This is a genomic window from Anaerocolumna aminovalerica, from assembly GCF_900115365.1.
In the GTDB taxonomy this organism is placed as follows: domain Bacteria; phylum Bacillota; class Clostridia; order Lachnospirales; family Lachnospiraceae; genus Anaerocolumna; species Anaerocolumna aminovalerica.
In genome coordinates this window covers 75972-101416 of record NZ_FOWD01000011.1, presented here as the reverse complement: position 1 = coordinate 101416, position 25445 = coordinate 75972, and the positions used below count along the sequence as shown (strand labels likewise).

At 34.9% G+C, this 25445-nt stretch carries 26 protein-coding genes; 25 read left to right on the top strand and 1 reads right to left on the bottom strand.

From position 1 onward, the window contains the following. Positions 1 to 152 precede the first annotated feature (152 nt). The 3 genes from BM183_RS08285 to BM183_RS08275 all read left to right on the top strand — a co-directional run bounded on the left by BM183_RS08285 (position 153) and on the right by BM183_RS08275 (position 3998). Positions 153 to 1025, top strand: coding sequence for a DegV family protein (locus BM183_RS08285; RefSeq protein ID WP_091686033.1), 873 nt, complete (start codon positions 153 to 155; stop codon positions 1023 to 1025). 348 nt (positions 1026 to 1373) lie between these two features. After that, entirely contained in the window at positions 1374 to 2972 is a 1599-nt protein-coding gene (locus BM183_RS08280; RefSeq protein ID WP_091686032.1) for an MBL fold metallo-hydrolase RNA specificity domain-containing protein, read from the top strand. Between the two features lie 84 nt (positions 2973 to 3056). Then, complete coding sequence (locus BM183_RS08275; protein WP_091686030.1) at positions 3057 to 3998, top strand: 2-hydroxyacid dehydrogenase; 942 nt, start codon at positions 3057 to 3059, stop codon at positions 3996 to 3998. Positions 3999 to 4232: 234 nt separating this feature from the next. Here the strand turns inward: BM183_RS08275 and BM183_RS08270 are convergent, their stop codons facing one another. Then, positions 4233 to 5003 (bottom strand): shikimate dehydrogenase family protein, encoded by a 771-nt coding sequence (locus BM183_RS08270; protein ID WP_091686028.1) that lies wholly within the window; start codon positions 5001 to 5003, stop codon positions 4233 to 4235. 295 nt (positions 5004 to 5298) lie between these two features. Here BM183_RS08270 and BM183_RS08265 point away from each other — a divergent pair, with 295 nt between their 5' ends. The 22 genes from BM183_RS08265 (at position 5299) to argR (ending at position 25445) form a co-directional block, all read left to right on the top strand. Then, positions 5299 to 6642 (top strand): ABC transporter substrate-binding protein, encoded by a 1344-nt coding sequence (locus tag BM183_RS08265; protein ID WP_091686027.1) that lies wholly within the window; start codon positions 5299 to 5301, stop codon positions 6640 to 6642. Positions 6643 to 6726: 84 nt separating this feature from the next. Then, a complete protein-coding gene (locus BM183_RS08260; RefSeq protein WP_091686025.1) occupies positions 6727 to 7602 on the top strand; it encodes a carbohydrate ABC transporter permease in 876 nt (291 codons plus the stop codon). Between the two features lie 10 nt (positions 7603 to 7612). Further along, on the top strand, positions 7613 to 8458 hold the full coding sequence (locus tag BM183_RS08255; protein ID WP_091686023.1) for a carbohydrate ABC transporter permease: 846 nt from the start codon (positions 7613 to 7615) through the stop codon (positions 8456 to 8458). Between the two features lie 68 nt (positions 8459 to 8526). Continuing rightward, entirely contained in the window at positions 8527 to 10323 is a 1797-nt protein-coding gene (locus tag BM183_RS08250; protein ID WP_091686021.1) for a sensor histidine kinase, read from the top strand. Positions 10324 to 10336: 13 nt separating this feature from the next. Then, positions 10337 to 11065: a response regulator transcription factor gene (locus tag BM183_RS08245; protein WP_091686019.1), complete on the top strand. Its 729-nt coding sequence runs from the start codon at positions 10337 to 10339 to the stop codon at positions 11063 to 11065. Positions 11066 to 11389: 324 nt separating this feature from the next. Next, entirely contained in the window at positions 11390 to 12334 is a 945-nt protein-coding gene (gene spoIIIAA / locus BM183_RS08240) for a stage III sporulation protein AA (protein ID WP_091686018.1), read from the top strand. Positions 12335 to 12405: 71 nt separating this feature from the next. Then, positions 12406 to 12930 carry a stage III sporulation protein AB gene (locus BM183_RS08235; RefSeq protein ID WP_091686016.1) on the top strand — a complete coding sequence of 175 codons (525 nt, stop codon included), beginning with the start codon at positions 12406 to 12408 and terminating at the stop codon, positions 12928 to 12930. 41 nt (positions 12931 to 12971) lie between these two features. Continuing rightward, complete coding sequence (gene spoIIIAC, locus BM183_RS08230; RefSeq protein ID WP_091686014.1) at positions 12972 to 13166, top strand: stage III sporulation protein AC; 195 nt, start codon at positions 12972 to 12974, stop codon at positions 13164 to 13166. A gap of 81 nt (positions 13167 to 13247) precedes the next feature. After that, positions 13248 to 13631, top strand: coding sequence for a SpoIIIAC/SpoIIIAD family protein (locus BM183_RS08225; RefSeq protein WP_091686013.1), 384 nt, complete (start codon positions 13248 to 13250; stop codon positions 13629 to 13631). Positions 13632 to 13652: 21 nt separating this feature from the next. After that, positions 13653 to 14867, top strand: coding sequence for a stage III sporulation protein AE (locus BM183_RS08220; protein ID WP_091686011.1), 1215 nt, complete (start codon positions 13653 to 13655; stop codon positions 14865 to 14867). 118 nt (positions 14868 to 14985) lie between these two features. After that, a complete protein-coding gene (locus BM183_RS08215) occupies positions 14986 to 15609 on the top strand; it encodes a stage III sporulation protein AF (protein ID WP_170847934.1) in 624 nt (207 codons plus the stop codon). Between the two features lie 33 nt (positions 15610 to 15642). Then, positions 15643 to 16296 (top strand): stage III sporulation protein AG, encoded by a 654-nt coding sequence (gene spoIIIAG, locus BM183_RS08210; RefSeq protein WP_091686008.1) that lies wholly within the window; start codon positions 15643 to 15645, stop codon positions 16294 to 16296. A 21-nt stretch (positions 16297 to 16317) separates the two neighbouring features. Then, the gene (locus BM183_RS08205) at positions 16318 to 17115 is read left to right on the top strand and encodes a SpoIIIAH-like family protein (protein WP_091686005.1); all 798 of its coding nucleotides are present in this window, start codon (positions 16318 to 16320) and stop codon (positions 17113 to 17115) included. 259 nt (positions 17116 to 17374) lie between these two features. After that, entirely contained in the window at positions 17375 to 17764 is a 390-nt protein-coding gene (locus BM183_RS08200) for an Asp23/Gls24 family envelope stress response protein (protein WP_091686003.1), read from the top strand. Positions 17765 to 18131: 367 nt separating this feature from the next. Next, entirely contained in the window at positions 18132 to 18530 is a 399-nt protein-coding gene (nusB, locus tag BM183_RS08195) for a transcription antitermination factor NusB (protein ID WP_091686002.1), read from the top strand. A gap of 41 nt (positions 18531 to 18571) precedes the next feature. Further along, complete coding sequence (gene xseA, locus BM183_RS08190; RefSeq protein ID WP_091686000.1) at positions 18572 to 19783, top strand: exodeoxyribonuclease VII large subunit; 1212 nt, start codon at positions 18572 to 18574, stop codon at positions 19781 to 19783. Between the two features lie 91 nt (positions 19784 to 19874). Then, positions 19875 to 20093, top strand: coding sequence for an exodeoxyribonuclease VII small subunit (gene xseB, locus BM183_RS08185; RefSeq protein ID WP_091685999.1), 219 nt, complete (start codon positions 19875 to 19877; stop codon positions 20091 to 20093). Continuing rightward, complete coding sequence (locus BM183_RS08180; protein WP_091685997.1) at positions 20083 to 21006, top strand: polyprenyl synthetase family protein; 924 nt, start codon at positions 20083 to 20085, stop codon at positions 21004 to 21006. Before xseB ends, BM183_RS08180 begins: the two co-directional genes overlap by 11 nt. A gap of 74 nt (positions 21007 to 21080) precedes the next feature. Then, positions 21081 to 22970 carry a 1-deoxy-D-xylulose-5-phosphate synthase gene (gene dxs, locus BM183_RS08175; protein WP_091685996.1) on the top strand — a complete coding sequence of 630 codons (1890 nt, stop codon included), beginning with the start codon at positions 21081 to 21083 and terminating at the stop codon, positions 22968 to 22970. 141 nt (positions 22971 to 23111) lie between these two features. Next, entirely contained in the window at positions 23112 to 23978 is an 867-nt protein-coding gene (locus BM183_RS08170; protein WP_091686062.1) for a TlyA family RNA methyltransferase, read from the top strand. 136 nt (positions 23979 to 24114) lie between these two features. After that, entirely contained in the window at positions 24115 to 24987 is an 873-nt protein-coding gene (locus BM183_RS08165) for an NAD(+)/NADH kinase (RefSeq protein ID WP_091685994.1), read from the top strand. Then, a complete protein-coding gene (gene argR / locus BM183_RS08160; RefSeq protein ID WP_091685992.1) occupies positions 24984 to 25445 on the top strand; it encodes an arginine repressor in 462 nt (153 codons plus the stop codon). The genes BM183_RS08165 and argR overlap by 4 nt, the downstream gene beginning before the upstream one ends.

Here is a 25445-nt window from a genome sequence, read left to right as displayed (position 1 = left end):
ATAGTAGGGATTAGTATTAGAAATAAATCTGAAAATATTATTAAAAATAAAATAGTTTAGTTCATGAAATCGTTGCAATAAAAGGAGATAAGTGGTAATATTAAAACAAAAATATTGGGACAACCCAAAATAAAAATGAAAAAAGGTGTATTATGAGAAATTATGTTATAGTCACAGAAACAACGACAGATCTTCCGGATGAAATTGCGAAAGACCTAGATATTCGAGTAATTCCAATGGCCTTTGAACTAGATGGAAAAAGTTATTATAACTATTTAGATGAAAGAGAATTGGATATACATGAATTCTATGAGACTTTAAGGAAAGGTGGAAAATCAGTTACCTCCCTGATTAATACGGAAGTTTTCATGAATTTCTTTGAACCAATTCTAAATGAAGGATGTGATATTTTATATATATCATTTTCTTCAGGATTAAGCGGAACATATAATGCCTCTCTTTTAGCAATTGATGAGTTAAAGGAAAAGTATCCGGAATCAAAGATATTTTCAGTGGATTCAAGATGCGCTTCTCTCGGAGAAGGTTTATTAGTATATAATGCAGCATTAAAGAAAGAAGAAGGATTATCCATTGATGAATTATATGAGTGGTTAAATGATAATGTACTTAAATTATGCCATTGGTTTACTGTTGATGATTTAAACCATTTAAAACGAGGAGGAAGAGTAAGTGCAATCAGTGCTGCAATTGGAACTGCACTAAATGTAAAACCGGTACTTCACGTTGATAATGAAGGTAAATTGATCCCTATAGAAAAAGTAAGAGGACGTAAAAAGTCTTTGATTGCTTTAGCAGACAGAATGCTTGAAACCTGCACGAATCCGGAAGAACAGACGATTTTTATTGGTCACGGCGATGCAATAGAGGATGCAGAATATTTAGCACAACTTATTAAAGAAAGAATGAATGTAAAGGACTTTGTTATTAATCCTATTGGTCCTGTTATTGGATCCCACTCAGGTCCAGGAACCATTGCCTTATTCTTTTTTGGAACAGAAAGATAAAAAATATAATTTAGCATTCTTTTGTAATGTACAAAGAATGCTATTTTGCTATATAATAAAAACGTAGTGAGGAAATGCAAGCTTGCTTGCGATTCCGATCGGAGTGCCAAGATCATGAACGGTATTTTGTTCATGATATAATAAAAAAGTAGTGAGGAAATGCAAGCTTTGCTTGCGATTCCGATCGGAGTGCCAAGATCATGAACGGTATTTTGTTCATGATATAATAAAAAAGTAGTGAGGAAATGGCAAGCTTGCTTGCGATTCCGATCGGAGTGCCAAGATCATGAACGGTATTTTGTTCATGATATGTTATCCATTCATTAAGTATACCAGGAGGATAAGATTATGAAGCTGACTTTTATAGGAGCTGCACATGAAGTTACTGGAAGCTGTTTTTATTTAGAGGCTTGCGGAAAGCACATTTTGATAGACTGTGGTATGGAACAGGGAAAAGATGTTTATGAGAATGTGGAACTTCCCATATCTGCGGCAGAAGTAGATGGGGTTTTACTAACTCATGCCCATATTGATCATTCAGGTAATCTGCCGTTGCTTTATGCAAACGGGTTTCGGGGAGAGATACATGCTACTGGGGCAACCTGCGGTTTGTGTGAGATTATGTTAAAAGATAGTACTCATATTCAATTATTTGAAACGGAATGGAAGAATCGAAAAAGAAAACGTACCGGAGAAGAGCCCATCATACCCTCCTATACTATGGAAGATACTTATAATACCATTAAACTATTTACTCCTCATAATTACAGTGAAAGAATAAAACTATTCGAGGGCATTGAATTCCGTTTTGTAGATGTGGGACATTTGCTTGGTTCTGCAAGTATTGAAGTTTGGATTACAGAAGAGGGGGTTACTAAAAAAATTGTATTTTCCGGTGATATCGGTAATATAAATCAGCCTTTAATTAACGATCCAAGTTATATAAAAGAAGCGGATTATGTTGTTATGGAATCCACTTATGGTGACAGAAACCATGAGGAACGTCCCAATTATATAAAGGAATTAACTGAAATTATTCAAACCACTTTTGACCGGGGAGGGAATGTGGTCATACCTTCTTTTGCTGTTGGCAGAACACAGGTTTTACTTTATTATATAAGACAAATTAAAGCGGATAATTTAATCAAAGGACATACTAATTTTAAAGTATATGTGGATAGTCCCCTAGCAAATGATGCCACCCAGATATTCAATGAAAATATGTACGGATATTTTGATAAAGAAGCTATGACTCTTGTTCGCCATGGCATTAAGCCAATATCTTTCTCCGGCCTAAGAACCTCTATTACCAGTGATGATTCCAAAGCCATTAACTTTGATGAAGAACCTAAAGTTATCATATCTGCAAGTGGTATGTGCGAGGCAGGCAGAATCCGCCATCACTTAAAACATAATCTATGGAAGGAAGAAAGTACTATTTTATTTGTTGGTTATCAAGCTAACGGAACTTTAGGCAGGGCGATTTTAGATGGAGCTACGGAAGTAAAGCTCTTTGGAGAAACTGTTCAGGTAAACTCTGAGATTCGTAAATTATCCGGGGTAAGCGGTCACGCGGACCGGGAAGGTCTGTTAAAATGGATAAAAAGCTATGAAAAGAAACCGGAAAAAGTATTTGTAGTTCATGGAGAAAGTAATGTAGCAGATTTATTTACAAACTCCTTAAGAGAAGAACTGGATTTGAATGCAGATGCTCCTTATAGCGGTGCCATCTTTGATTTAAAGAATAATCTGTGGCTTGAAGAAGGAAAAATAATAGAAGTCCAGGCTAAAGCAAAACAAAAGAAAGGTTTTACTGTTTTTGACCGGTTAGTTAATGCAGGAAGAAGGCTGATGGTTGTTATACAACATAATGAAGGCGGTGCTAATAAAGATTTAGCCAAATTCACCAGTCAGATTGAAGCATTATGTGATAAATGGGACAGATAATAAAAACAGAAGGAAGACAGAAGGAATCACTGTATTTAGGGTAAGCCTATTTATATAACACAATAAATTATGGAGGACATAAAGATGAAACTGGTTATTATTGAACCCATTGGGGTTGAAAAAGAAAGACTATTATCCTTAGCAGCAGAAGCCTTAGGAGATAAGATAGAAATTACATATTATGATACCAAGGTAACGGATACAGAAACTTTAATTGAAAGAGGAAAAGATGCGGATATAATCGCAGTATCCAATCTTCCTTTAAATGAGGATGTTATTAATGGATGTAAGAATCTAAAATTATTATCTGTTGCATTTACCGGTGTTGATCATATAGCTATGGAAACCTGTAAAAAGAATGGAGTTATGGTATGTAATTGCGCAGGATATTCTACAGCAGCGGTAGCAGATTTGGTATTTGGAATGATAATAACCCTTTATCGTAATATCATCCCATGCAATAAAGTGACAAGAGAAGAAGGGACCAAAGACGGCCTTATTGGTTTTGAATTGGAAGGAAAGAAGTTTGGTGTAATTGGTACCGGTACTATTGGTATGAGAGTAGCAAATATAGCCAGAGCATTCGGATGCGAAGTATATGCCTATAGCAGAACCCAAAAAGAGGTACAGGGAATTACTTATGTGGATTTAGATACCCTATTATCTACCTGTGATATTGTATCCATTCACACACCTTTAAATGAATCAACAAAAGGACTGATTCATGGAGAAAAGCTTGCCTTAATGAAGAAGAATGCCATCTTGATTAACACGGCAAGAGGACCTATTGTAGACAGCAAAGCACTTGCGGATGCTTTAAATTCCGGTAAAATTGCGGGAGCGGGAATTGATGTATTCGAAAAAGAGCCGCCGATTGAAAAAGACCATCCTTTATTCCATACTCCCAATACAGTGGTAGCTCCTCATATTGGATTTGCTACAAAGGAAGCACTTGTAAAGAGAGCTGTTATAGTATTTGATAACGTTGTAAAATGGATGGAAAATAAACCTCAAAATGTGATGTAAGTAAAATGCTAAATTAAATCGTTCTGAAGCAAAAATTGCAGGGCAGGGGACTTATAAGGATTAATCCTATTGAAAATAGTGGTTTCAGGATAAGAAGAAAAACTGAAGCCACTATTTTTTTACGAAAAATTTCTATTTTTAGTGTCTCACTAATAATATTAGCTTCCATTATTAAGATTATTAAAATCTTTTTAATTTCCTATAAATCTGGTTATGTTTAATTTGAAGAATTTACTATCTGCTAAGAATTTCACTATAAATTTCATCAGTAACTTCCTTAATTCTAATATCTTCAATTTTATTTCCAAGAAAGAATTCTACCGCATATTTTGCTTGGGCAACTAACATTTCTAAGCCATTAACTGCATTCATTCCAAGTTCTTCTGCCTGATGGAGTAGTTTAGTTTTTAACGGATTGTAGATTAAGTCAAGAACTGCTTCACACTTAGTAAATTTGTTTAAGTCAATGGGAGTTTCATCTATATCAGGGTACATACCTACAGGGGTTGCGTTGACGATAACCTGCCCATGGGTATGTTTTTCATAACATTCTTGAAAAGTTATGGTATTTTCACGAAGTGTTCGGCCTACCAGAATAATTTCTTTTGCTTCCAGGAACTTTAAAACAGCAAATACAGCTTTGGAAGCACCACCATTTCCTAGTACAAGTACTTTTTTATCTTTAATTTCAACGCCATTATTTTGTATCATATATAAGAAACCGGAAAAGTCTGTATTATGACCTACCAGTTTACCGTTAGTATTTACAACAGTATTTACAGCACCAATCTGTTTTGCATTATTGTCCATCTCATCCAAGTAAGGAATCACTTTTTCCTTGTAGGGTATAGTTACATTAATTGCTTTAAACTCTCTTTTTTCCATAAATAATGGGAATTCTTCTTTTGTTAATGGAGTTAGATCATATTTATAATCTGCTAGTTTCTCATGAATGATTTTTGAGTAGCTATGTCCTAATTTTTCCCCGATTAATCCGTATTCCATAATTTCCTCCTAAATACATTGAGCATTAATTCTCATTTACCAACTAGAATAATATAATTCAATGAGTTTTACAAGTGTTATGTGATCTGGTGCCATAGTAAACGTATTTAAAAAGTAGTTTTGAATTATGATAGACTCTGTACAAGAACCCACAACCAAAATAAATAGGACTTAATTTTATAAAACAAAAATGTAAAATATTACACTATTTTAGAATTTTGTTATCTGTTTTAATGGAAGTTCTGATGATACAATTTGATTAACCGATAACAATTCAAATAAATGGAGGGTTTATATGAAAAAGAAATTAATAGCTATGTTAATGCTAGTAGTAATGATTGGGGCGCTATTAGCAGGATGCGGCAAGGAGAAAGGAAAAGAGACAGGGTCAGTGTCACAGGGGGAATCTACAAAGAAGGAAGAAAAGACACCGCCTAAAGATGAAAATATTACTATTAAAGTATTTTCTAATCTTCCAGATCGTAAAAACGGTCAAGGTTTAGTGGAACAGATGATTATTGATGAATATATGGAATTAAATAAAAACGTAACTATAGAAGTGGAAGCATTAGATGAAGAAGCCTACAAAACAAAATTTAAGGCATATGCCATGAACGGTATGCCGGATGTAGTTAGTATCTGGGGACAACCATCCTTCATTGATGAGGTATTAGATGCAGGGGTTTTAGCCGAATTGAATGAAACAGACTATAATGATTATAAATTTATTTCAGGCTCTCTTGAGGGATTTAAGAAAGACGGAAAATTATACGGACTTCCAAGAAATAGCGATGTTATGGCATTTTATTATAACCAAAAAATCTTTGAGGATAATGGTTGGAAAGTACCAGCTACTTATGAAGAACTTCTTTTATTAGGTAAATCAATAAAAGAAGCAGGTATGGTACCGGTAGCCATGGACGGTGGAGACGGATGGCCTTTGGCAATTTTATTAACGGATTTATTATTAAAAGTTAACGGAGATTGCAGTAGTATAGTAACACCTGCAGTTGCCCAAGGTAATTTTACCTCTGGTGAAATGAAAAAAACAACAGAACTGTTGGTAGAGGCAGCTAAATCAGGACTTTTCCAAACAGGCTATGATTCACAGGATTACGGTACTGCAATGAACTTATTTACAAACGGTCAGGCAGCGATGTTCTATATGGGAAGCTGGGAAACTTCCATGGCACGTAATCAGGATATTCCTGAAGAAATTCGCAATAATATTCGAGCATTTACAATGCCGGTAGTAGAAGGAGGAAAAGGTAAAGCTACGGATATCGCAGCATGGAACGGCGGCGGTTATGCAGTTTCCGCTCACTCAGAAGTAAAAGGTGAAGCTATTAAATTTTTAAACTTCATGTACCAGCCGGATAAACTGTCAAAGTACGGATGGGAAAATGGAGTAGGCATGTCAGCACAGGATCAAACAGAATTCTTAAGTGGAAATGAAACAGAACTACAGATGCAATTTATGGAATTCTTAAAAAATGCAACATCCGTATCAGGAACTCCTATTAATGATTGTGGACCATCTATTTTTAAAACAGTAATAGAAAGTGAAATCCAAAGCGTATCAAATGGAACAAAATCAGTTGATGAGTTCCTGACCAATATTGGCTTGGCATGCAAATAAATAAAAATAATAGAAAAGAATTCATTGCTAGAGGCTGCCAAAACAAAAGTTAGGCAGCCTTAAATTATCAGAAAGGAAATCTGCATGAAAAAATTATACTCAAATAAGCTGGTAATTTTAAGCTTAGTACTTCCAGGGATTTTTGTTTTTATATTTGCAATTTTAGCTCCTATATCTTTAAGCTTTTATTATGGATTTACCTCCTATTCGGGAATGGGAAAGGCTGAATTTATCAGTTTGGATAATTACATAGAGCTATTTTCAGATAAAAATTTTCATATATCATTAAGAAATTCCTTATTTCTTGCATTAGGTTTTATTTTTATCCAACACCCTTTGGCTATAATAGTAGCTGTAATACTGGATAAATTACAAGGGAAGGCAGAGGGGATTTTACGATGTATTTATTTTATACCCAATGTCATTTCTGTTGCAGTAATAGCTTACTTATGGAAATTCATATATAATCCGGATTTTGGATTGCTGAATAATGTATTAAAAACATTTGGCTATCAGGGACAGATTAATTGGTTCAGCTCAGATAATGCAATTTGGTCTGTGTTGGTAGTGCTTATTTGGCACGGTTTTGGATGGGGAATGCTAATTTATTATACGGGAATAAAAAACATCGATCCGGTGTTATATGAAGCAGCAGCCATAGACGGTGCAAACACAACTGTGACCTTTTTTAGGATTACTTTACCCCTTATGAAGTCTGTCATTCAGGTAAATGTAACTATGGCAATTATTTCAGCCCTTAAGCAAATGGAGACGGTGTACCTGTTAACTAACGGAGGACCGGGAAACAGCACTCAATTTGCAGCAAACTATTTGTACCAACAGGCATTTAAGGCATTTAGATATGGATATGGAAATGCAATAGGAGTGGTGTTTATTATCATCTGCCTGGCAGTTACCATACTGCTCAACAAGATGTTTCAGGAAAAGAAAATAGCGTAGGAGGAGAGAGATGAAAAAAGCAGATAAAAAGAAAACCATAGCCGGGAAAAGTATTTTAAGTTTCATTCTTATTCTGGTTGCTGTAGTTCAGATTTTTCCATTGATATGGCTGATAAATTTTTCTTTAGCAAGCAGTGTGGAAATGTTTACAAAGGGATTATTGATTATTCCTAAAAAAATTCAATGGGGCAATTACATAAAAGCTTATGTAGATGGACATTTTCTTTTATATTTAAAAAACAGTGTCCTAATTAATGTGCTGGCGGTAGTATTAGTTATTTTTATTTCCATTATGGCTGCCTTTGCCTGTAAAAGGATGTACTGGAAGTTAAGAGGATTTGTAAAAATAGTGTTATTGCTGGGAATGATGATTCCCATTCATGCCACTTTACTTCCTAATTATAAAATATATAGCAGTCTAGATATAACAGATACTCTATGGGCGGTTTTAATTCCCTATGTGGCATTTTCTCTGCCTCAAGGAATGTTTTTAATGACAAGCTTTTTAGATGCCGTACCAGAAGAACTTGAGGAAGCAGCAGTAATTGACGGATGCGGAATTTACCGTATTCTGTTTCAGATTGTGACGCCTCTTTTAAAACCTGCCATAGCTACAGTTTCTATTATGACTTTTTTAAATAATTGGAATGAGTTTATAATGGCTAGTACGTATTTAAGTACACCAAAATGGAAAACTATGCCCTTTTCCTTATTAGAATTTACAGGGCAATATTCTTCCAACTATGCAGTGCAGTTTGCTGTGATGGCCTTAACTGCAGCTCCAGCCATTCTTGTATATATTCTTTTAAATAAACACATTACAAAAGGGGTCGCTATGGGAGCTATTAAGGGTTAATAGTTGCTGTTGATAAAGGAAGCTGATTAGTTGTATAATAAAACCAGGTTGGAAAAAAGGAGTCTAAGATGAAAAGTTTTCTCAATAAATTAAGTATTAAGAAAAAAATTATCTTGTATAGTTATTTGGTAGTGACACCAACTATGCTTCTTATCAGCGGATTTTTATTTATTAAAAATTACAAAGAAAATAGCAGAAATCAAATCCAAAGTAATTTAAAGACAGTAAGCAGTTTAGCCAGCAGTATTGATATGATTCAGGCAGAAGTTATAGATTTATCCACCTATATTTGTATCAATACTAAAATTAATTCAATATTAACTTCCAGTAATCCGGGGGAATTAAATAAAGATGTAAGACTGTGGCTGAATGACGCTCCTATGCAAATGATACAGGATATGGTTGCGCTGAAAGGATATATAAAAACAGTTGCTATATATCCTGAAAATGGTGTACGGCCTTATCTAAGATGCATTGACTCCAGCTCCTATCTTCAAAATATAGAACAAGTGAGGGAACAGGCCATTTATCAAAAGACTCTAGAGAATAAAGGAAAAGTGGTCTGGCAAAGAAGCAATAAGGACAGTAAGGATACCTATCAGGCAAACCGGAATGATAAAATCGTTCTTCACAGAGAATTATTCGATTTGACTAAGAAGAAAAAACTGGGATATATTGTAATTGGTATATCAGCGGATAAAATTACCCACCTATGTGAAAATGCGGTACAAAATATATCACAGGGTATTTTAGTCCTAAGTTCAGATGGGACAGAGCTTATCCGTTTTGGGAAAGTGGATGATACTGTTGCAAAATTCCTTCAAAATGACAGCTATATAACAGAAAATTATAAAAGAAGAACAGATAATTTTACATATAAGGATTACCATATATTTGCCAAACAAAATGATAAAAACAATGCTATTATTTTTAAAATAGTAGCCATAAAGGATTTAAAAAGTCAAATGTTAAGCATTGCTTATACACCTATTATTTTATTAATAGGTTTTTGGATTGGTTTATTTCCTGTACTTATTTTTATTTCTAATATAGTATCAAAACCCTTAGGCACTATATGCAAGGCTATGGAAAAATTTAAGCAGGGAGATTTTAACCAGCAGGTTGAGGTAGTGACAAGGGATGAAGTTGGTATGGTAGCAGCTTGCTTTAATCAAATGGTAAAAGATATTAAAGAATTAATTAATGCCAATTATGTCATAGAATTAAGAGAGAGAGAAAGTGAATTAACTGCCCTGCAAGCCCAGATCAATCCTCATTTTTTATATAATACATTAGATACTCTTTATTGGCAGGCTGAAAATGCAGGCAACGAAGAAATTGCAGAAAATATTTTGGCTCTATCTCAGTTATTCCGTCTGGTTTTAGGAGAAGGAAAAGGAATTATTACTGTTAGAGAAGAAAAAGAACTAATATACAGATATCTGCAAATTCAGAAAATGCGTTTTTCAAAAAGATTTGATTTTGTGATACAAATGGATGAATTTATTTTGGATCAGAACATACCTAAATTGATTTTACAGCCTTTTGTAGAAAATGCAATTGTTCACGGATTTGAGAATACTGATGAATTGGGATTTTTATCTATAAACGGTTATAGAGAAGGGAATTACCTATTATTTCGCATTAAAGATAATGGTAAGGGAATGAATTCTGAACAAGTAGCGGCTATTTGTGAGATGGAAGATTCAATGCGATACGCGAGCCAGCGGATTGGAAGGTATGCAATTAGGAATGTGAAAGAAAGACTGGAGTTAAAATACAAGGATGATTTTAATTTAGAGATTTTTAGTGAAATGTCCCAAGGAACTGAAGTAGTCATAAAAGTGCCTATGAGTATTACATAAGGGGGAGGAATCTATGTCCGTAAAACTTTTAATTGCAGATGATGAAGATGTAATTCGTAACGGTATAACAAAGTATATTCAACTCCATACAGAGCGTTTTGACAAGATATATTTAGCAAAAAACGGTCAGGAAGCTTTAGAACTTATTTTTAAGCATAGGCCGGATATCATGCTGATGGATATACATATGCCTATAAAGAGCGGTTTGGAAGTTATGGAACAAGCTTTAAGGGCACATATATTACCGGCTACTGTTATTTTAAGCGGTTATGACGAGTTTAAATATGCACAGCGTGCCATTAAAATCGGTGCAAAGGATTACTTGTTAAAGCCCTGCCGTTCTTCCGATATACTGAATTGTTTGTTGGAAATAACAGATGAATTATTCGGTAAGACAAAGAACCTGCAAGGAGAAATAATAGAAGGAAATCAATTAGTAAACTGTGCTGTAGAATATATTAAGGAGCACTATAATGAAAGCTTGACCCTTCATCAAGTGGCAGAACAAGTAGGAATAACGTCAGGATATTTGTCAACACTTTTTTCCAAAAATCTGAATAGAGGGTTTATAGACTGCCTCAATGAAATACGGGTAGAGCGTGCAAGCATGTATTTACAGCAAAATTATTTAAAAACTTATGAAATTGCTTACCGGGTAGGCTTTCGGGATGAGAAATATTTTTCTAAGGTATTTAGAAAAATAAAAGGAATGTCACCGGCAGAATATAAAAAAATTAAGTAAGAAGTAAGATGTGGTATAGGTGGAGATAATAATATACCATATTGGACTGAAATAAAAAGAGGCAATCATCATTATAAAATCAAGTCAGCTATGGGATAAACCTTAACTTTGTACATATTAATTTTTGAAGCCATCGAAAGATGGCTTTTTTGTATGCTAAGTTTTACAAGTGTTATTTGGCCGGACGTGTTTGAAAAGCTATCCCAGATGTTTAGGATTCTTTCGTTCCAGACTAAAATGTAATTTTATAACAGGCTTTTTTCTCAAATTTATTAGAATATTTTCCTTAGGTGGACATATATTGTTCTAAGGAGGGGAGATGAGATGAATAAAAAAGACGAGCTGTTAAAAATCTTTTCCTTAAAGCTTAGGACCATGCTCTCGAAGGTGGAATTTAATTACGATAAGCTGCAGGAAATCAGGCTTCGGGTAAATGGACCCTTGATTGTAATCTATGATAACAAAGAATTTTTTATTACCGGTGATTCCCGGATGGTTGAAAAGGATGAAGATGCTTATATAATCTTAAAAAATGAAATTCGAGAAACAATGGAATATATCAGTAATTTTTCCCTGTATGCCTTTGAAGAAGAAATCAAACAAGGCTTTATAACCATTACAGGGGGACATAGAGTGGGAATCGTTGGTAAGGCTGTATTGGATGATAATAAAATTAAGAGCATCAAGCATATATCCTTTATCAATATCCGGTTATCCCATCAGATAAAAGGCTGTGGTGATAAAGTTCTGCCATATCTTTTAGACGAATATAATAACTGCTACCATACTTTAATTATTTCTCCGCCCCGCTGCGGGAAAACCACTCTTTTGCGGGATGTAATCCGCCAGCTATCCAACGGAGATGAAAAGAGGCCGGGAATGACAATTGGAGTAGTGGATGAAAGGTCTGAAATAGGTGCCTGCTATATGGGTATTCCCCAGAATGATTTAGGAATTCGGACAGATGTATTAGACTGCTGTCCCAAGGCAAAAGGTATGCTTATGTTAATAAGGTCTATGTCTCCACGGGTGATTGCCGTTGATGAAGTTGGTTCAGGTGAAGATATTGATGCCATAGAGTATGTAATGAATTGCGGATGTAAATTAATTGCTACGGTCCATGGTAATTCTATAGAAGATATAAAAAGTAAGCCGATACTTGGAAAATTAGTGGAGGAAAAACTTTTTGAAAGATATATTTTATTAAGCAATGCAAAAGGTGTGGGACATTTAGAAGATGTCTATGATGCAAATGGAAATAGAATTTAGTGCTAAAACACCGGTGCGGTTAGGTTCCTTTTGATTTGTACGCGTGGTAAAGCACGCAGATAGGAGTTGTCATGGTATTTATTAAAATAATAGGATGTATTTTGATCATCACATCTTCAACTGGTATGGGTTGGTATTTTAGCGGAGAATTAAAAAACAGAATCAGTGATCTGAAAGAACTAAAAAAGCTGCTATTCCTCTTACGGGGTGATATACGATATGCCAATACACCATTGCCTGAAGCAGTACAAGCCTTATCTATTCGTCATAACGGAAAGTTCAAGCAATTCTTAACGGTAATTGCAAACCGGCTTTTTGAATTAGGCGGGGTGTCCTTTTGTAACATATGGAAAGAAGCGGTAGAAAAAGAGCTGGAAAATACTTCACTAAGTAAAAAAGATTTAATAGGCCTTAGTCAATTTGGTGAAAATCTAGGTTACTTGGATAAGGATATGCAGATAAATACCTTGGATCTGTACATATCACAATTAGAAGAAGAAATTAATGATTTGTCCCAAAATGTAAAACAAAAATCATATTTATATAATTCCTTAGGAATTATGGGAGGAATCTTTATCATCATAGTGATGTTATGATTGGTGATAATTGAGAAAAAGGCATACGTAAGGAGGATGACATGAATATCAACCTGATATTTAGGATTGCGGCAGTAGGTATTTTGGTTTCCGTACTTAATCAAATACTCAAGCAATCCGGCAGAGACGAACAGGCATATTTGGTAAATCTTACAGGATTACTTTTAGTATTGTTTTGGATTGTACCATACATATTTGATTTATTTGAAATAATTAAAAATTTATTTGCATTATAAAAGGAAAGTTAAAGGAAAAAAATTCTTTAAACAGGGGATTTGTGCTATGTACAAAGGGCCTTTGAAAGGAGCAATTTATAAATGATTAAAATAGCCCTGATTGGATTGGTTGCTGTGTTATTGGCCATACAGTTTAAGAGCAGCAGATCAGAATTTTCAACCTATATTAGTATAGTAGGCTGTATTCTGATTTTCTTACTGGGTGTAAATAGATTAGAGATTATTATCAATGCAATTAAGAAAATTCAATCCTATATCAGCTTAAATCAAGCCTATATTACAATATTACTTAAAATTATCGGTATCACCTACGTAGCAGAAATTTCTTCCAATATATGCAAAGACTGTGGATATACAGCAGTAGCCAATCAAATAGAATTGGTAGGAAAGTTAACTATATTAGCTACCGGTATGCCTATACTATTAGCGTTATTAGATACCATTAATAACTTCCTCAAAGCTTAAGTCTGAAGGAGGACAAAAGACATGGCGAAATGGGACAAGAGAAATAGCAAAAGGAAGATTCAGGTGTTTCTGATACTGATTATCTTATTTCTTCTTTTAACAGAAAAAGAGGTGTTTGCCGGTGAGGCAGCAGTAAAGAATGAGAAAAATGCAGACAGTACAGAAACAAAGGATGCATTGGGTGAAATAAACGTTACAGATAATATGGACATTAATTATCAGGAAGTGCAGCAGGTCATCGATGAAATACTTAGTGGTAATGAGAAAATTAACTTTGAAGAATATGTATCTAATTTGGTATCGGGAAAGACAAAATTTTCCCTTAATCAAATCAGTGTAGATATAAAGAATGGTATTGTAAATGAACTAAAAGGAAATATCGGTACTTTAACAAGCTTGCTTTCTGTTGCAATTATCGCTGCGGTATTTACGAATTTTTCTCATGCTTTTCAAAACAGCCAAGTTGCAGAAACCGGGTTTTATGTAGCTTATTTGCTCTTGTTCAGTGTTTTGACCGCCTCCTTTATTTCGGCAGCAAACTTAGCAGCAGCTACCATATCAAAGGTACTGAATTTTATGACCGTCCTGGTACCAACCTATTTTATAACGGTGGCTTTTACTTCAAGTGCAAGTACTTCAATGGTGTACTATCAGGCAACCTTATTTTTAATTACCTTTGTAGATGCATTGCTAATTAAAGTTGTAATACCTTCTATTAACATATATTTAATTACTTCTATGGCAAATAATTTATCCAAAGAGGATTTATTATCCAAGCTGTCCGAATTAATGGCAGTGGTCATAAAATGGGTTCTACGAACCTTACTTGCAGTTGTATTAGGCTTTAATGCAGTACAGGGATTAATATTGCCAGTTGCAGATAATTTGAAAAAGTCTGTATTTATGAAAGCTGCAGGAGCTATACCGGGAGTGGGAGACATTCTTGGAGGGGTAACGGAAAGTATTTTAGGAGCCGGCATACTTTTAAAGAATTCGGTAGGAATTGTTGGTGTCATTATTATAATTATTGTTTGTGCAGTACCAATATTTAAACTTGCAGCAACTACACTTATTTATAAAATAAGCTGTGCTTCTGTTCAGCCAATTTCGGACAAGCGGATGCTTAATTGTATAAACTCTTCAGCAGAAGCTTCGGCATTACTGCTTGAAACGGTATTTGTAGGAGCTGTTTTATTCCTATTGACTATTGCCATGGTTGCAGCAAGCACTACATAGAAGTAACGGACAATAATCCAGATGATGTAGTGTAAAAAAGATTGTTTCATAAAGCAATTATTTGCAAATATTGTGCTGACTCCTGAATTCAGGGTGTATTGGCAGAATGGAGATTTTTGTGAATGAAGTTTATAGCTGGGTAAAAAATATAATCATATTCCTGGTACTTTCCACCATTGTTAATAATTTGCTGGGGAAAAGTACATACAAAAAATATATTAACCTTATAACGGGAATTATTTTAGTCATTCTTGTAATATCACCATTATTTAAATTATTTGATCTGGATAAATCGTTGGAATACTATATGTCAACTAACTTTTTTGTAGCGGAAACAGAAAATATTAATAAGGTATTACTTGATTCAGAGCAGGAGCAAAAAAACAGAATTTTAGCGGAATACAAGGAGAGAATCAATGAACAAATATCTTCTTTAATAAAAAATCAGGATTTATATGTAATCGATTTAAATATAACGATAGATGAAGAGCCGGGAAGTGTAACCTTTGGGTCCTTAAAAACCATCGATTTAACGGCAGGTTTTAAAAAGCAAAAAGCAAAAGATAATCTTTCGAAAATGGAACCTATTGAGATTGATAAAATTAAGATTGGAAATGAGGAGGAAGACCGCAGGACAAAAGAAAGGGACCTCTTAACTCCCGAAGAAATTAATGTAAAAAACCTGTTGTCGGACTTCTATAATATGAAACCTGATAATATAAATATTAGTATACAGGAATAATAAAGTTCCTGTGGTACTAAAGTAGGAGAAAGCATGGATAAGATAAAGAATAAAGAAAGTGATCATGAGAAGGATATTGGAAAAGAAAATGGTAAAAAAATAGCGGGAAAGAAGTTTATCATCAAACCAGCTAATTTGGTAATGCTTCTAATAGCCGGTGTGCTGCTTCTGCTCACATCATTTCCTAATTTATTTTCGTCAAAAAGTCTCCAGAATGAAAAAAACGCACCAGAAAAAACTGTCCAAACAACAAGAAGTTCTTCAGATATTAAAGAGGAAGATGAAACAGAAGCTTATTCCGATGATTTGGAAAAAAAACTAAAAAAATTTCTATCTAACGTAGCCGGTATCGGTAAAGTTGAAGTCATGGTGACCTTAAAAGGTTCTAAAGAAAGGATAGTCCTAAAGGATAGTCCATATACACAAGAAAGCATGAATGAAGTTGACGGGGAGGGCGGAAATAGAGTAAGTAGTAGTGTAAAAAATGATGAAAGCACAGTTATGGTAGGTAGTGGAAGCGGGGAAAATCTTCCATATGTGGTTCAGGAATTAGAGCCGGAGGTAGAAGGAATAGCAGTAATTGCCGAAGGAGGTGATAATCCTGAAATTATTGCTGAAATTATTGAAGCTGTACAGGTATTATTTAATGTTCCCGCACATAAAGTTAAAGTAATGAAAATGAATTAAAGTATTTTAAAGGAGGCAAGTATGAAGAATATATTCAAGAAAAACCAAATAATCATAGTAGCTCTTGCTGTTATGATTATCATTGCAGGGTATCTAAATTATTCCGGAAAGAACGATAAGAATAAGACGAATACCGCAGATATAGGAAATGGCGAAGTATTAGATTATGATGAACACACAGAAACCAAGGGTGATAATATTATGGATTCAGATATGATTGAGTTAGAAGGGGATGTTTCTTCTGATTTGCTTGATCCAACCGCGGAAGGTGAAGATTCAAAAGAAACCACCAAGGTAGATACAGAAACCGGTGAAATGGAAGTAGCTGAAGGTGAAGATAAAGATGCAGAAGAAGTTGCAACTTATGAAGTAAGTGATACCGGTGAAATAGTTGCTAAGGATGAACAAAAAAACAATACGGAGACTGGCGAAGCTGTTTTAGTAAGTACAACCATTTCTCCTAATTATTTTGTGACCAACAGATTAGAAAGAGAGCAAATACGTTCAAAGAGCAAAACCAACTATATGGATATTATAAATAATGCCAATCTTTCAGCAGATGTAAGAGATAATGCTGCTAACATGTTGTTAAAACTAACGGCTAATGCAGAGCGAGAAGATGCTACGGAATCTCTATTGGAGGCAAAAGGTTTTGCAGATGCATTAGTTACAATTTCAGAAGAAGGAAAAGTGGATGTTGTTATTAATGCTCCTACCATATCTGATCAGGAAACCGCAAAAATTGAAGATATCGTTAAAAGAGAAACAGGTGCAGAGTCTAAGAACATTGTAATTGCACCGGTAGTTATGGAGGAATAATCGAGTAATACATAATCCATGGAAGGCCTGTTACAAAATAAAGTGTCAGAAATACACTTTTATTTGTGACAGCCTTTTTCATCTTAAATAAGCTGTAAAGTGAATTGAAAATATATACCTTTAGCAGGCGAGTCTCGTTCTTATACAAAAATGTGAATAAAATGGTTTGCAAAAAGGTTCAGTTCTGATATAATACCTAATAAGAACTATTTTTGAACACAATGAATAGAAATGTGTAAGGACTTAGGAGGTAATAACTGTGAATAAGGAACAGGAGAATAGAAATACTTATCAAATAAATGCAAATAGTAAAGTGGGAGAGGTTCAGATAGCAGATGAAGTTGTTGCTACAATTGCCGGTTTGGCTGCTACTGAAGTAGAGGGTGTTGCCTCTATGGCAAGCAACATTACCAATGAGCTGGTTAGTAAATTAGGAATGAGGAACCTTTCAAAAGGGGTTAAAATTGATGTAGATTCAAATGCAGTCTCTGTTGATTTAGTCCTGACCTTAGAATATGGTTATAACATTCCCAATACATCAAAGCAAGTTCAAGAGAAAGTAAAATCAGCTATTGAAAGTATGACTGGGCTAAACGTTTCCAATGTTAATATTAGAATTACCGGTGTTAATATTGATAAGAAAAAATAAGCATTATAAAATCAATAATGTCTAATCCTATACAACCCTTAGATAATTACTATTTAAGGGTTGTTTATACGTTAATTTTGCATTTTATGTATAATACTAATATCCGTTAGAAATGTAGATAAAAATCTTCGCAAAACTGCATATAGCCAAGCGTGTAAACATGCTTTGCTTTTCTGCTGGGTTTTTATACATTTCTTTAACTCATATTGGTATAAGACTTTTAGCATAAGATAGAATATAGGATATAAAAGATATAGCGGTTGAAAGAAAATATATCTGAAGAAAGGCTGCCGCGAAATGATTCTTTCAACCTGTTTTTTGTGGCAGTATCACATCTTGGCATATGTGATATGCAATAGGTATAATTATGAGCAGAAGAGAAATAAGAGAACACTTATTTAGAATGTTGTTTAGAAGAGATTTTCACGATGAAGCAGAATTGAATGAGCAAATAGATTTCTATTTTGAATCATTGGAAACACCAAAAGAAGAAGAACTTGCCTATTTAAAAGAAAGATTTAACAAGATAATTGAAAAAATTCCTGATATCGATGTAATTTTAGCAGATGCCTCCAGCGGATGGAGATTGAACCGTCTCGGAAAGGTAGACTTAACCATTATGAGATTGGCTGCATATGAGATTGAATATGATGATGAAATTCCTAATAAAGTAGCAATTAACGAAGCCGTTGAAATTGCTAAGATATTTGGAGGAGAATCCTCCGGATCTTTTGTGAATGGAGTTTTGGCTAAACTGATAAAATAGAGTGCCCAAATTCCAGGTGTTTTGGTAGAATGGAGATTACTATGAATAATGTATATTCTGTAACACAGGTTAATTTATATATAAAAAATATGTTCATTCGGGATTACACCTTAAATAATATATATGTAAAAGGCGAAGTGTCAAACTGTAAGTATCACACTTCAGGACATATATATTTTACTCTAAAAGATGGACAAGGACAAATGGCTTGTGTTATGTTTGCAGGCCAAAGAAACGGTCTGAAATTTCAGATGAAAGAAGGTCAAAGTGTAATAGCACTAGGCAGTATCAGTGTATATGAACGGGATGGTAAATATCAATTATATGCAAAAGAGATTATTTTGGATGGTTCCGGTTATCTGTATGAGAAGTACGAACAGCTAAAGAAGAGTTTGGAGCAGGAAGGACTCTTTGACAGCAGCCATAAAAGACCAATCCCCTCTTTTGCGAAAAAAGTAGGTATTGTTACAGCAAGAACCGGTGCAGCCTTACAGGATATTATTAATATTTCAAACAGGAGAAATCCATATGTGCAATTGATATTATATCCGGCACAGGTACAGGGTGAAGGAGCAGCAGCTACGGTTGTAAAAGGTATTAAGGCCTTAGATAAGTTAGGGGTAGATACCATTATAGTTGGCCGTGGCGGCGGTTCTATAGAAGACCTGTGGGCATTTAATGAAGAGATGGTAGCCCGGGCAATTTATGAATGTAAAACCCCGGTCATATCGGCAGTGGGCCATGAAACAGATACCACAATTGCCGATTTTGTATCCGACCTTCGGGCACCCACACCTTCTGCGGCGGCAGAATTGGCTGTTTATGATATTAAAAAATACAATGCTGATATAGAAACTCTTAATCGAACTCTGAATTATCAGATGCAAAAGAAAATCATTGGAGTTAGAAACCAAGTAAAGCAGCTTTCAATGAAATTAGTATATTCCAGTCCAATCTATCAGGTAAGACAGAAGCGGCAAAACCTTATGGATATGGAGCAAAAACTGAGCAATTTAATTGAAGCAATTATTACTAGGAAAAGACATCAGCTAGAAATTTATGCAGAAAAGCTAGAAGGTTTATCTCCTTTAAAAAAGTTAAGCAAAGGATATGCGTTGGTAGTAAACAGTAACAATGAAGTAATGAATCGTCTTGAGAGAGCAAAAGTGGGGGAAATGTTGCAAATCAGTGTAACAGACGGTGATGTAATAGCAAGAGTAGAAGAATTAATTAAGAAGGAGAGAAAATTGTGAAGAAAAAGCATCTTCACAATTTGGAAGAACTCCAAAATGAAATCCATTGGAATTTCATTTTGAACTTCTTCGTCGAAAGGAGTATGGTTGTATGAAAACGCAAGAAAAACAAAATAAAACATTAGAAACTTCCTTTGAAGAATTACAGGAGATTATAAAAAAGCTTGAAAATGAAGAAATCAGTTTGGAAGATTCCTTTAAGCTTTATACAGATGGTATAGAACTATTGAAATATTGCAATAATTCAATTGACAAGGTTGAAAAGCAATTAATTATATTAGGGGAGAATAAAGACTCAGATGAACTTTAATAAAGAACAAGCCAATCGAATTGAATATATAGAGACCGTTATTAAAAATTACCTTCCAAAAGAAGAGGGTTTTCAAAAAACAATATTTGAAGCAATGAATTACAGTGTATTAGGCGGTGGTAAAAGAATCCGTCCTATGCTTATGTTAGAAACTTACCGCTTATTTGGCGGAGCAGATCAAAGCTACATAGAACCTTTTATAGCGGCAATTGAGATGATTCATTCCTATTCTTTGGTTCATGATGATTTGCCTGCAATGGATAACGATGAATATCGAAGAGGCAGAAAAACTACTCATATCGTGTATGGAGAGGCAATGGGAATCTTAGCAGGAGATGGGTTATTAAATTATGCCTTTGAAACAGCTTGTAAAGCATTTAAAGTAAATAGCGCTGAAAGAGATTCAACTGTTTTATATGAAAGAATTAGAAAAGCGGCTAAAGCTATGGAAATATTAGGACAAAAGGCCGGTGTGTACGGAATGATAGGCGGACAAGTTGTGGACATTGAAGGAATACACCATGAGGATTCGCCTTTGGAAAAATTAAACTGCGTTTACAAACTAAAAACCAGTGCATTAATTGAAGCTTCCATGATGATAGGAGCAATATTAGCCGGTGCAAATGATGCTGAGGCTGCTATTGTAGAGGATATGGCAGCTAATATTGGATTGGCATTCCAAATACAGGATGACATACTAGACGTTACCTCTACAGTAGAAGTTCTTGGAAAACCAGTTCATAGTGATGAACGAAACGAAAAGATTACCTATGTTACCCTTCTGGGGATAGAGAAAGCAAAAGAGCAGGTAGAAGAATTAACTCAAAAGGCACTGGCTGGTTTTGATTCCCTTAATAGAAAAAATGAATATCTTAAAGAATTGATCAATAGATTAATTACACGAATAAAATAATACATTTGAAAAGACCGTCACAGGCGGTAGAAAAAGCATATATGGTACTTAAATATTAGAATGAAGGTGAAGTCATGATTCAAATTTTAGATGACATCAATCAGGCAAACGATATTAAAAAAGTCAATCAGGTTGATTATAAGCAGTTAGCTAGAGAAATCAGACGTTTTCTTGTAAAAAATATTAGTAAAACCGGAGGCCATCTTGCCTCAAATTTAGGTACTGTGGAATTAACCATGGCCTTACATCTGTTTATGAACTTTCCGGAAGATAAATTAGTCTGGGATGTGGGGCATCAGTCTTATACTCATAAATTGCTGACGGGAAGAAAAAATGAATTTTCCACCTTAAGAACTTATGATGGATTAAGCGGCTTTCCCAAAAGAAAAGAAAGTGAATGTGATGCATTTGATACCGGTCACAGCTCAACCTCCATATCAGCAGCTCTTGGCATGGTAAAAGCCAGGGATTTGTCCGGTGAGGATTATAAAGTAGCAGCCGTTATTGGAGATGGCGCTTTATCTGGTGGTATGGCATATGAAGCATTAAATAATGCTGCGAGAATCCAATCCAATTTCATGATTATATTAAATGATAATGAAATGTCTATCTCTGAAAATGTAGGAGGAATGGCAAATTATTTAGGCAAAATCCGTACTAATTCCCAATACCATAATTTTAAAAAGAGTCTGGAACAGTCTTTGAATTCCATTCCGGGCGGTATGGGAAATAAAATCATGGATAAATTGAGAAGATCAAAGGATTCCATGAAACGATTAGTAATATCCGGTATGCTTTTTGAGGATATGGGAATCACCTATATCGGACCTATTGACGGACATGATATTAATCAATTGTTAATGGCCTTTCAAAGTGCTGCAAGAGTGAAAGAGGCAGTATTGGTGCATGTGGTTACAAAAAAAGGAAAAGGATATAGACCGGCAGAAGAAAATCCCAGTAAGTATCATGGTGTAGATGCCTTTAATATAAAAACAGGAAACGGTGTATCCCACAAAAAAGGTAAAAGCTATACAGAAGTATTTTCTGAAACCATGGTGGAACTGGGGGAAAAGGATGAAAAAATCGTTGCTATAACCGCAGCTATGCCAAGTGGTACCGGATTAAACAACTTTTCCAAACACTATCCCAACAGGTTCTTTGATGTAGGAATAGCTGAAGAGCATGGGGTAACCTTTGCTGCCGGGCTGGCAGTAGGTGGAATGAAGCCTGTGGTTGCTATTTATTCCTCCTTTCTTCAAAGGGCTTACGACCAAATTATTCATGATGTCTGCATTAACAGTCTTCCCGTAATTTTTGCCATTGACCGTAGTGGTTTGGTAGGCAGTGATGGGGAAACTCATCAGGGAATTTTTGATATTACTTATTTATCCCATTTGCCTTCTATGACCTTAATGGCACCTAAGAATGGTAATGAGCTTCATGATATGCTGATTTATGCAAGTAAATATGAAAAAGGCCCTATTGCCATCAGATACCCCCGTGGAAGAGCTTATGAAGAACTGGAAGAATTCCGTACCCCTATAGAATACGGTAAAAGTGAAGTGATATATGAAGCACCCCAAGGAATTGTCTTACTGGCTGTTGGAAGCATGGTGGAAACAGCGGTACAAGTAAAAGAACTGTTGGACGCCGATGGAAAAGAAGTAACACTTGTTAATATGAGGTTTATTGCTCCAATGGATGAAGAACTCCTTCACAGGTTAGCTGCTACTCATGCTATTTGGGTAACCTTAGAAGAAAACGTAAAGTCAGGTGGATTTGGGGAGAAGGTGGCGGGATTTCTTGTAGAACATAATTATCAAAATATTACCCAACTGATTATCTCCTTACCGGATGAATTTATTGAACAAGGTGATGTATCTATATTAAAAGAGAAAAATGGCTTAGATGAAGTCACTGTGTTCAAAAAGATACTGGAAATCACCAAGGGGGTCAGAGCGTAAGCAGGAATGAGATTGAAAGAGCATGGGTATAAGGTTGAAAGAAAATAAAAATATAGAAAGAATGCCACATGATTCTTTCAACCTATTTATTTAAGGCAGTATCACAGCTGTTTGCAGATGTGATATGCAATGGGTGTAAAAATGAAAGAACGTTTAGATATACTGTTAGTGAAAAGAAATTTAGCTGAATCAAGGGAAAAGGCAAAAGCCATCATAATGTCAGGAAATGTTTTTGTAGAAGGACAGAGAGAAGACAAAGCAGGAAGTATGTTTCCTGACACGGCAAACATTGAATTAAAGGGTGTGACAGCAAAGTATGTCAGCCGGGGAGGTTTTAAACTGGAGAAAGCCATAGAACATTATGGTGTTAATCTGGAAGGAAAGATATGCATGGATGTAGGTTCCTCCACAGGCGGATTCACTGACTGCATGCTGCAAAATGGAGCTGTAAAAGTCTATGCAGTAGATGTGGGTACCAATCAATTGGCCTGGAAGCTTAGACAAGATCCAAGAGTAATTTCTATGGAAAAAACCAATATCCGTTATTTAGAACCGGAGCATATTGAGGATGAGATTGATTTTGCATCTATTGATGTTGCATTTATATCTTTGACAAAAGTGTTAATACCTGTAAGAGAACTTTTAATAGATGGAGGAGAAGTGGTTTGCTTAATTAAACCGCAATTTGAAGCAGGAAGAGAAAAAGTAGGAAAAAAAGGTGTTGTTCGTGACCAAAGGGTTCATATAGAAGTCATTGAAAAGGTAATCGCATATGGGGTAAGCATTGGATTCCGAATTCTGAATCTGGATTATTCACCTATTAAAGGACCGGAAGGCAATATTGAATACTTACTGCACATAAAGAAATGTACTCCTGGCTTTGAAGAGAGCAGTAATGAGCTGTCATTAGAAGAATGTACTCAATATGTTGATAATGTAAATTTATTAAATTTACAAGATAGTATACGAAATGTTGTCACCTTATCCCATGAAACATTAAACTTGTAAAAGAGTGTGTTTTATGATAGAATATCAAGGTGAAGCTGAATTGGAATTAATTGATAATTATCAGCTGAATTTAATATATAAATCAAAAATACTATGTATATTTAAACAAATTGATGTAAAATAGTAGGAGTCCTAAATGGATAAATTTTGTGTTATAACCAATCGCGACAAAGATGAGGATTTAGTCATTACAAAGAAAATTGTAGAGTACATGAAAAAGAATAAGAAAGAATGTATTCTTCTGAATGGCCGTCCCTCTATTAATTCGGATTATTTTTTCACTGATACGACAGGTGTTTCAAAAGACACAGAATGTGCTATTGTACTGGGAGGGGATGGTACAATTATCCAGGCAGCCCATGATTTATTAGGAAAAAACATACCGATCTTAGGTATTAATCTCGGCACTCTTGGATTTTTAGCAGAAATTGAAGTCAACAATATATACAATGCACTGGACTGCTTGTTCGAAAATAAATATAATGTTGAAAACAGAATGATGATAGGCGGTAGAATTTATAGCAATAATAAAGAAATGTATGCCGGCTCATCTCTTAACGACATTGTTGTAACCAGAAGTGGTTTTTCAAGGATCATAAGTGTTAGCGTGTATGTTAATGGGGAATATGTAGATCGATACCGGGGAGATGGGATTATTGTATCTACTCCAACCGGCTCCACCGGATACAGTCTTTCCTCCGGAGGACCCGTTGTAAAACCGATTTCCAAGGTTATTATTATCACACCTATTTGCCCTCATTCTTTATATGCAAGAAGTATAGTAGTATCTGCTGAGGATCAAATTACTATTAAAATAGATAAAAGTAAGAAAACTCAAGATGAAGAGGCAATTGCAACCTTTGACGGAAGGCAGGCGATTTTGCTTCATGCAGAGGATGTTATTGATATATGCAAAGCAGAAGAAGAAACAAAACTGGTAAAAATAAATAATACTAGTTTTTTTGAGATATTAAGAACAAAAATTGGACAAGGTGGGGAATTGGTATGAAATTAGGAAGGCAAAGCAAAATTATTGAATTGGTTAATAAAAATGATATAGAAACCCAGGAGGAATTAGCGGATCTATTAACGAAGGCCGGGTACAATGTAACCCAAGCTACTATATCAAGAGACATCAGGGAATTGAAACTGACCAAGGTAGCAGGGGACGACGGAAGACAAAAGTATATTATATTAAAAAACAATGAAGCCGGTTTAAGTGATAAATTCATCCGTGTATTAAAGGATGGCTTTATTTCCATGGATATGGCTATGAATATCATTGTAATTAAGACTGTTTCCGGTATGGCTATGGCTGTGGCGGCTTCCTTAGACGCATTGCATATTCAGGGAATATTAGGCTGTATCGCAGGTGATGATACCGTTATGTGCGTTGTTAAAACAACTGAAGAGACTATTTCCGTTATGGAAAAATTAAATAAATATATTAATACGAAAAGTATTTAA